This is a genomic window from Rhodococcus sp. FG69, from assembly GCF_057808915.1.
Window position 1 is genome coordinate 1 of sequence record NZ_JBMDIX010000104.1, and the last position, 1,257, is coordinate 1,257.

General features: G+C 62.8%; 1 protein-coding gene. It reads right to left on the bottom strand.

Going from position 1 to position 1,257, the window contains the following annotated elements; genetic code table 11:
- Window positions 1–29 precede the first annotated feature (29 nt).
- Window positions 30–1,177, bottom strand: a protein-coding gene (locus ACODSO_RS29155) for an IS3 family transposase (protein WP_156666315.1) whose coding sequence is annotated in 2 segments (ribosomal slippage) — window positions 30–904 and window positions 904–1,177 — 1,149 coding nt in all. Because the reading frame shifts where the segments join, the coding sequence is not laid out codon by codon here.
- Window positions 1,178–1,257: the final 80 nt, after the last annotated feature.

The following is a 1,257-nucleotide window of genomic DNA, read 5'->3' on the forward strand; positions in this document are numbered from 1 at the left end:
TGGTTGGGCCCCCGATAGCAGTCCAGCGTCTATGCGATAGCTAATTGGTTTTCTTGCGTCCAGGTTTCCCAGTAGCGCTGCGGCGTCATGCCGTCCAGGGATCCGTGGGGCCGTTCATGATTGTAGATAGCTTTCCATTCCTCGGCCAAATACTTCGCTTCGGCCATGCTGTCCATGATTTCTCCGGAGAGTTGTTCCCTTCTGAATTGGGCGTTGAAGGATTCGATGAAGCCGTTCTGCCAGGGTGATCCCGGGTCGATGAATGCGGTGTCGACCCCGGCGGTGTTGCACCAGGTGACCAGTGCCTCAGCGGTGAATTCGGGCCCGTTGTCGCACCGGACGTAGGTTGGGGCGGTGCCGGTTTCGGCGATGATGTTCTCCAGCACCGCGACCACGTCGGCGGCCTTGAACGACCGGCGCGGGATGATCGCCAGCGCGGTGCGGGTGTATTCGTCGATGACGTTGAAGAACCGGATGTGCCGGCCGCAGGAAGTCACGTCGGACTGGAAGTCGAAGCTGACCACGTGCATGGGGTATTCGGCTGTGAGGCGTTTCTGCTCCCCGGCTCCGGGCCCGGTGCGGCGTTTCTTCCGCGCCTTGGGTTTGCAGGTGAGCCCTTCGTCGCGCCAGAGCCGGCGTACCCGCTTCCTGTTCAGCGCCACGCCGTCCCACTCCGGCTGGGCGAGCAGGTGCCAGCGGGCCTTCCGCCAGCCCCACGCGGGGTGCTTGCCGGCGACGGCGCGCAAGGCTGCGCGGAGCTGCATTTCCTCGAAGCCCATGTCGGGCTTCTTCTTGCGGAACGCGGACCGGTTCTGGCCCAGAAGCGCGCACGCGAAGCGTTCGGAAGCCCCGAACTTCTCCACCGCCATGCGCACGGCACGGCGGCGGGGTTCGGGGCTTAGAATTTTCCCTTGGCCACCTCGTTGAGGATGTCGATGGCCAGTTCCTTCTCGGCCAGCAGGCGCTTGAGCCGGGCGTTCTCCTTCTCCAGCTCCTTGGTCCGTTTGGACGCCTCGGCGTTCTTCTCGGACCCGTACTGGTTCAGCCAGCGGTACCAAGTCGCCTCGGTGACCTGAAGCTCCTTGATGACCTCGACCATCGGGCGTCCGTCATTGAGCATTTTCTGGCCCTGCCGGACTTTGGCGATGACCTGCTCGGGGGTGTGTCTGCGTGCCATGATTCGTGAATTTCCTCCTGTGTCCATTCTCGGACACGAAACTCACACAGACACTGGACTTCTACCTGGGGACCCAACCA